Origin of the sequence: Yersinia sp. 1652 StPb PI (genome assembly GCF_041538345.1) — a bacterium.
Lineage (GTDB): Bacteria > Pseudomonadota > Gammaproteobacteria > Enterobacterales > Enterobacteriaceae > Yersinia > Yersinia enterocolitica_E.
The window spans coordinates 1-7,397 of sequence record NZ_JAULSM010000004.1; the positions used below are offsets into that span (position 1 = coordinate 1).

Here is a 7,397-nt window from a genome sequence, read left to right on the forward strand (position 1 = left end):
CTTTAAATCCGCCATAAACGCTTTGTGGTGTTTTGAGGCTACGTATTTTAATGAATCACGCAGAGCTGGACTTCTATGGCCGGATAAATGCTATTTATTGCTTCTGGGAACCCGGTCAGGCAATCAGAATATCGTTTAAGCCCTTATTTTACAGGTCAGTCAGCACTGACAGCCAGAAGTTAGCCCCTTCATTTTCAGACAGATACAGACCTAAAATCTCTTTTTTACCTTCCAGATTCAGAGCCAACACGGTGTAAACCGCTTTGTTCTGATAACGGCCATCTTCACGGATTTTATAATGAATGGCATCCAGCCAGACGAAGGGATAAACCGTATCCAGCGGGCGCTGTTGCCATTGTTTTAACCCAGGGATCACTTTATCCGTCACTGGTGGCGGCTGGACACACTGAAAGCGTATAAATCCTCGATTTCGCGGCTGATATCGGCGTAGCTCATTCCCAGCGCGGACATCCGAATGATTTTCTGCTCAATCTCATCGGAGAGCATAGTCTGATGTTTTTTTCACTAATTGCGGTTCGAAAGTACTGTTACGGTCACGGGGCGTGGCCAGTTCAAAGCTGCCGGTGGGGGTTTTGATAGTTTTTTTGCCAGACCCATTTTTACGGTTAGCGTCAATATCATTTGCCAGATGGGAGTCCAGCTCCGCCGTCAATGCAGCTTCAGTTAACTGTTTGATTAACGGGGTTAAGATGCCATCTTTACCGGTCAAGGCTTGACCTAATTGCAAGGCTTTTAGAGTTTTTTCAAAATCGAAAGGTTGAGTCATATGTCATTCCTCTTTTTAAATACTTTAGCGGAATGACACAGAATTTCTAATACTCCCATAGTGTTATTATTATAATTTGTTATCTGGCATATCATTTCCGTTGCATATTTATGCACACTGATTATTTTCTCTTTTCATATGATTGGGACATTGTGTGCTTATTACTGATTTCTGTATTTAGGAGTGAATCACGATATTTTGTGACTTGTCCGAATATACACTAATTCATAATTGTAATTTTCTTGTCCAATACTTGGTACTGAATATTATAATTGAGACCACTCATCCGTGATTTAACTCACTACGCTGCCCACTCTCGACAGGCCTTTAATGGTCTTTGTCGTGTAATACACAGTGAAAATCATTTCGTGTAATTTCAATCCAATACTACAGAAAGCAATATTACTCTCAACGTTATTCACTGACGCTTACCGGATGTTCTTCATTCATCACCTTGCGAGGGTTGGCATCGGCTTTCAGGTGGGTGCTGTCGGTGTAGAGAACCCGCCCGTTAGCCATGCCGCTGCTGAGAACCTGCTCGACAATGTGGCCAAAAATCTGCTGGAAGACGTCGCTGTTATTGAAGCGACGGATACGGTTCTGGCTCAGGGGCGAAGCGTCGGGGACTTTTTCGGTGAGGGCCATGCGCAGGAACCAGCGATAAGCGACATTGACCCGTATTTCCTTGACCAGACGGCGTTCGCTGGGGATACCGAAGAGATACCCCAGCAGCATCATTTTAATCAGGCGAACGGGGTCAATGGCGGGTCTGCCGTTGTCAGGACAGTAAAGATGGGCGACAGCCTCGCGGATAAATTCAAAGTCGATGGCGGCATCAATTTTGCTCACCAGATGGTCTTCGGGGACAAGTTCATCGAGGGTGATGGTTTCAAACTGGTATTGTTGGGGTGAGTTTTTTTTGGTATGGCAGTCAGTTCAACTTAATGGGGTCAGTTCACCAAAGAGGCCAGGACTTTGTCAGCAGTCTGAATTACATATGTAATTATAGGTATTCTATTTTACTGTCGGTAAATAAGCATATCACCTACCTTTCATCTTCCAATTTCTGGTCGCCATCCAGCAAGCTCATCTGTGCTCTGGTCAGCATTCAACAGCTGGCATAATGTGTCCGCCGGTTGAGCCCCCAGGTAACCCCGTTCAGCACACTCTTGCAATAAAATCATATTTAGACTAAATTTAAACCTCGCTCATAAAAAAGAGAATTTATCATGAGAGTTGAAACTATCAGTTATGTGAAAAAAAACGCTGCAACGCTTGATCTGGCAGAACCGATTCTTGTTACTCAGAATGGCGTTCCTGCATATGTAATTGAATCATACGACGTGCAGCAGGAGCGTGAAAATGCAATTGTATTACTGAAGCTGCTTACCCTCTCTGAGAAGGATAAAACTGACGGTAAGGTCTACTCAAGAGGCCTGCTGCTGGAGGGGTTATGATATGAGCGTTGTATTTCAATACACTCATACCGTAAAAATTTGTATCGAAGATATAGCCCGTTACTTACATCGTATAGAGGCGAAACCAACAGAGGTGATTACCGCCATTATTGAGCAATTCGAAAATCGAGTGAGTAATTTTCCTCTTTGCTGTCAGGTCTGCCCGGAATTGCTCAAAATAGGTTGTGCAAAATATCGTGAATGTAATACGTTCGATGGCTATCGAGTGCTGTATTCAGTCGAAGATAAAACTATTATTACCGCTCATGCTGTTTTGTCGCAAAAGCAGGATATTCAGCAGCTGCTATTTAAGCTTCTGATAAGTTTTTAATTGGACGTACAGCCAATCTATGATGGTCGTTACAGGTAAAAATCCCGTTTCCTGTACTGTAAATTTCACTGGCTGAAAGTTTTTATAATCTGATGAATAAGGAATAATTTTACAAAATAGAATACAAGTTTATTACATGTGTAATTCTTTTGTATTTTTTGCTGTCAGCAAATGCGCATATTCTCGGTGATCCATCGCGAACGTCACGCCCATCTGCGGTGCCACGTCCAGAGCAAACACCTCCAAGTATACTTCGTTAGTTTCATACCTTTCATACCTTTCGTGGCCCATGTACGCCAGTACAACCTTCGGCGGGATATGGTTAAAGAACAGATGCATGGCAAAACTATGCCGGAAAGTTTTGGAATTTAGCGCCGGTGGCGCGAACTGAATACCTTTGTCCACTCCCCGTTATCTGAGACAGTCCTGATTAGAGTTTTCTAGCTGTTTTCGGTATGTCTCAGGGGGAAGATGCCCCAGACTTTCATGTGTACGATTCAGGTTATAATCCTGTTGCCAGAACCAGGCCATTTCTCTGACTTGGCTTAATGATTCAAACAAGTAAGCATTCAAAAATTCCCGACGAAATGAGCCATTAAAACGCTCAATAAATCCGTTTTGTTGTGGTTTACCCGGCTGAATATGGCACAGTGTAATGTGATTATATTCGCAGTAATTCAATAAGTTAACTGATATCAGTTCTGGGCCATTATCAACTCTGAGTTGCTGAGGTAACCCACGTTCTTTTTTCAGTCGTTCAAGTACACGAATAACCCGGTCTGTCGGCAAAGAAGTATCAACTTCAATGGCCAGACATTCACGCGTTCCTTCGTCAATAATATTTAGTGTTCTGAACCGCTTACCGCAGTAAAAAGCATCATGCATAAAGTCCAGTGCCCACTGAATATCAGGCAGATTCACAATTGATAACGGCTTATTCTCACGTTTTGGCAGCGTTTTTTTGAGCCTGCGTTTAAGGTTTAAACCTAACCGGCAATACACACGATAAACACGTTTATGGTTGAAGATAAACCCTTTAAATCTGAGACGATAATAGCATTTCCAGAAACCAGCCTGAGGCGACTCAGACAACACAGCCTGAATGGCATCGATAACGACCTTATCTTTTTCTCGCCAGTCAGTACCGCGCCGATAAAAAGAGGCCCGTGATAAAGAGGTCAGTTTGCACGCTGTAATAACCGACAGGCCTGAAGCCGTTAATAATCCGGCACAGGACTTTTTCTCTGTTATTACCAACCCTTTTTTGCAAAAAGCTCCCTCATGGCATGATTTTCAAGACTGACTTCAGCAAACAATTTTTTGAGACGAGTATTTTCCTCTTCAAGCTCTTTTAATCGTTTAACATCATTAGCTTCCATCCCACCATACTTAGATTTCCAATTGTAGTAGGTGGCACTGCTAATTCCGTTCTGACGGCAAATTTCTTCAACTTTTATACCTGAATCAGCCAGTTTCAGGATATTAACGATCTGAGTTTCAGTAAAACGTGCTTTTTTCATTTTGACCTCTGCAAAGGTAAAGGCAGAAAATCTAATTATAGCTGTCTCATTTTAGGGGGAGTGGACACCTTCATATCCAGCCCCTTTCACGGCCTGTTGTAACCAGAGCCAGGCCATTTTTCTGCTGACATCGAATAATGGCCGACGGCTTCCTGGCAGGAATGTGGCCAGGTAACGTCTCAGCTACTCGACATAACTGGCGTCCAGAAGCGGCACAATTCTGGCAATCATCTCGTCAACTGAAGGTATTCCTGGGGTCAGTTTGAATATCGTTCTCCCTACTTGAGGAAGAGGAAGCAGCGCAGCCAACTCCTGTTACAGCCGGTGCTCTGGCGGAACACCGGTCGTGCCATGCTTACGAGCGTTTGCCACGGTAATAAGCCACAGCCCGACGCCTGTTGGCTGAGTCGACATCAAGTAGCAGCCCGGCCTGTTTAAACGTGGTGGTCAGAGGGACGAAAAAGCTATGCTTCAGATAACGGTTAAATCGCTCAACTTTGCCCTTGGTCTTGGCGCGATAAGGCCTGCACACCCGGGGCGTAAACCGCACTTCTCGGCGAGAGCCAGTCATGGCGGGTTCCAGCGGTGGCGGCCATCACCATACACGTCACGTTCAAGAATAATGATCTTGGCATTATCAAACAGGAGATGTCGTGGCGTTCCGCCAAGAGCCAGAAGCGCCTGTTCAATGCCGTCACATCATGCCGCCATATCCTGGCGGGGATAAAAGCGCACACAAAGTTACCTGACGGCGCCTTAATGCGATGGAGCCATTATAACGGACTACAGTAGCTGAAAAAACACTGTTCTGACAGAGGCTTAGCTCCCGCCAGCGGTGGGCTACTGTTCCACTGAGCGTCAAACCCCTTAACCGAAAACCGCTTAATGCACACAACCTCTGGTATTTTCTCGATTGTATTGGCATAGTGAACTTGGCTACCTCATTTTGATAAATAAGGAATAAAATCATGCCAGTATCAGCGATGCATCACCGATCTTCATGCGGATCCTACCAGAACATATCACACAAAAAAAACTCAGGGGGAAACGCCCTTTCTGCTCAGGGTATAAAACCAAGCCACTCGGCCACACTGGATGAAGATGAAATAGATCATTTTGGAAAGAGTATTAGCAGGATAGCCAATTATCCTGAAGAACCGCACAGACGATCGAACCAGAACACAGCTCCACTGTGGGGCATAGCTATCCCAGTGTTAACGCTTCTAAGCCAGGTCAAGCTTTCCTCTAATCTCATTTCGACAACATCTGACAACTCTGCAATTGTGCCGGGCAATAGCTTCAGTGCCATGCTGAGTCCGGTTACAAATGCACTGCATGAATTGGATCAGTTTATATCCCAAAATGACCCGCTGAAGTTTTCGACAGCTGCCGCAGCACCACTTTGCGCTAGCTCACATCCTCCTGATGATTTTGTAAGCTACTTGAATGCCAATGGCATCAATGTTGTTGCAAGGGGGCTTGAACAACTTAAATGTATTGAGCATGATAAATATGAGTTTTTCAAAGGAGTAGCATATAACTCCATGAAATTGCTGGATTCAGCAATACAGCAATTAGAAGATAAAACAAACAATGAGCTAGATAATCACCTAAGGTATTACGGGATTGTAGATGTTAACGATGTTAAACCAAGATTAATTTCTTTATACAAATCTATAAAGTCGGAAATAGATGAAACCTTAAAGAGCAAAAGAGATTCAGTGTACTATGGATACGGTAGTATGGACGAAACAGCTAAAGTCGATGCAATGGTACAGATCAATGATAGAGAAAGAAGAATTTTACTGACAGATAATTTTTTCGGAAAATGTACTATTAACTCCGTTAATATACTTATTCATGAAATGAGTCATTTTCATACTAAATTAGATTTATTCCAGATTATAAAAGAGAAATCATGCTTAAAAAACGGCAACGGCTCAGAGATCACCATTCACGCTCAACTTGATGATTCAATTGATTTTTATTCTTACTCAACCTGTCAGTTAAAAGAGGAGAATATAGAAACAGATCAATACATTCAACTTTTTTATAATATGGATAGAAAAGAGTTTGTTGATAAATTCAATACGAATAAAACTGTTAAGGAAGAAGCGATTTTTATAAATGCTGACTCAATAAGTAACTTGGCTATTGCTATTGGAAATTATGGCTTTAAGCGAAATAACATCATGCCACTATTAGATACGTCAGAGTTTAAAACCGGAAAGCCAATAGAATCATAAAAACCAGACACCATAAAAATATGATGAGCTTGATGGTTAGGAATCTCAATAGTGTCTTTTGAGGTTGACTAACCATCAAAAGGGCGGAATCTCTGATTTAACCTTGCATCGATATTGGGAAGGGATCACACGCAGCCATCTCCTACATGGGGGCGCCAGATGACGTTGAATATGGCTCGGGAGTATTAGAAATTCTGTGTCATTCCGCTAAAGTATTTAAAAAGAGGAATGACATATGACTCAATCTTTCGATTTTGAAAAAGCGCTAAAAACCTTGCAATCAGGTCAAGCCTTGACCGGCAAAGATGGCATCTTAACCCCGTTAATCAAACAGTAACTGAAGCTGCATTGACGGCGGAGCTGGACTCCCATCTGGCAAATGATATTGACGCTAACCGTAAAAATGGGTCTGGCAAAAAAACCATCAAAACCCCTACCGGCAGCTTTGAACTGGCCACGCCCCGTGACCGTAACAGTACTTTCGAACCGCAATTAGTGAAAAAACATCAGACTACGCTCTCCGATGAGATTGAGCAGAAAATCATTCGCATGTTCGCGCTGGAAATGAGCTACGCCGATATCAGTCGCGAAATCGAGGATTTATACGCTTTCAGCGTATCCAGCGCCACCATCAGCGCGGTGACGGATAAAGTGATCCCTGAGTTAAAACAATGGCAACAGCGCCCGCTGGAGGCGGTTTATCCTTTCGTCTGGCTGGATGCCATTCATTATAAAATCCGTGAAGATGACCGTTATCAGAACAAAGCGGTTTACACCGTGCTGGCCCTGAATCTGGAAGGTAAAAAAGAGATTTTAGGTCTGTATCTGTCTGAAAATGAAGGGGCTAACTTCTGGCTGTCAGTGCTGACAGACCTGCAAAACAGGGGCTTAAACGATATTCTGATTGCCTGTGTCGATGGCCTGACCGGATTCCCGGAGGCTATCAACAGCATTTACCCGCGAACCGAAGTCCAGCTCTGTGTTATTCATCAAATACGTAATTCAATCAAATACGTAGCCTCAAAACACCACAAAGCGTTTATGGCGGATTTAAAA

Annotated in this window: 6 protein-coding genes and 3 pseudogenes; 4 read left to right on the top strand and 5 right to left on the bottom strand. The window is 43.4% G+C overall.

All coding sequences use genetic code 11. The annotated features are described in order from the left end of the window. Window positions 1-148: 148 nt before the first annotated feature. Window positions 149-787, bottom strand: a pseudogene (locus tag Q2T71_RS23245) (transposase). A 441-nt stretch (window positions 788-1,228) separates the two neighbouring features. Beyond that, window positions 1,229-1,672, bottom strand: a pseudogene (locus tag Q2T71_RS23250) (transposase); the annotation flags it as partial. 344 nt (window positions 1,673-2,016) lie between these two features. Here Q2T71_RS23250 and Q2T71_RS23255 point away from each other — a divergent pair. Both Q2T71_RS23255 and Q2T71_RS23260 read left to right on the top strand, forming a co-directional pair. Next, complete coding sequence (locus tag Q2T71_RS23255; protein WP_145511260.1) at window positions 2,017-2,244, top strand: type II toxin-antitoxin system Phd/YefM family antitoxin; 228 nt, start codon at window positions 2,017-2,019, stop codon at window positions 2,242-2,244. A gap of 1 nt (window position 2,245) precedes the next feature. Further along, a complete protein-coding gene (locus Q2T71_RS23260) occupies window positions 2,246-2,575 on the top strand; it encodes a type II toxin-antitoxin system RelE/ParE family toxin (RefSeq protein WP_372560731.1) in 330 nt (109 codons plus the stop codon). Window positions 2,576-2,707: 132 nt separating this feature from the next. Here the strand turns inward: Q2T71_RS23260 and Q2T71_RS23265 are convergent, their stop codons facing one another. From Q2T71_RS23265 to Q2T71_RS23275, 3 genes are all read right to left on the bottom strand, one after another. Then, window positions 2,708-2,980, bottom strand: coding sequence for a tyrosine-type recombinase/integrase (locus Q2T71_RS23265; protein ID WP_246108375.1), 273 nt, complete (start codon window positions 2,978-2,980; stop codon window positions 2,708-2,710). Between the two features lie 6 nt (window positions 2,981-2,986). Further along, window positions 2,987-4,095, bottom strand: a protein-coding gene (locus tag Q2T71_RS23270) for an IS3-like element ISYal1 family transposase (protein WP_145511258.1) whose coding sequence is annotated in 2 segments (ribosomal slippage) — window positions 2,987-3,843 and window positions 3,843-4,095 — 1,110 coding nt in all. Because the reading frame shifts where the segments join, the coding sequence is not laid out codon by codon here. A 355-nt stretch (window positions 4,096-4,450) separates the two neighbouring features. Beyond that, window positions 4,451-4,666 (bottom strand): hypothetical protein, encoded by a 216-nt coding sequence (locus Q2T71_RS23275; protein WP_186378564.1) that lies wholly within the window; start codon window positions 4,664-4,666, stop codon window positions 4,451-4,453. Window positions 4,667-5,063: 397 nt separating this feature from the next. Here Q2T71_RS23275 and Q2T71_RS23280 point away from each other — a divergent pair, with 397 nt between their 5' ends. Continuing rightward, window positions 5,064-6,341, top strand: a complete 1,278-nt coding sequence (locus Q2T71_RS23280) for a hypothetical protein (protein WP_145511257.1) — start codon at window positions 5,064-5,066, stop codon at window positions 6,339-6,341. Window positions 6,342-6,576: 235 nt separating this feature from the next. Further along, window positions 6,577-7,397, top strand: a pseudogene (locus tag Q2T71_RS23285) (IS256 family transposase); the annotation flags it as partial.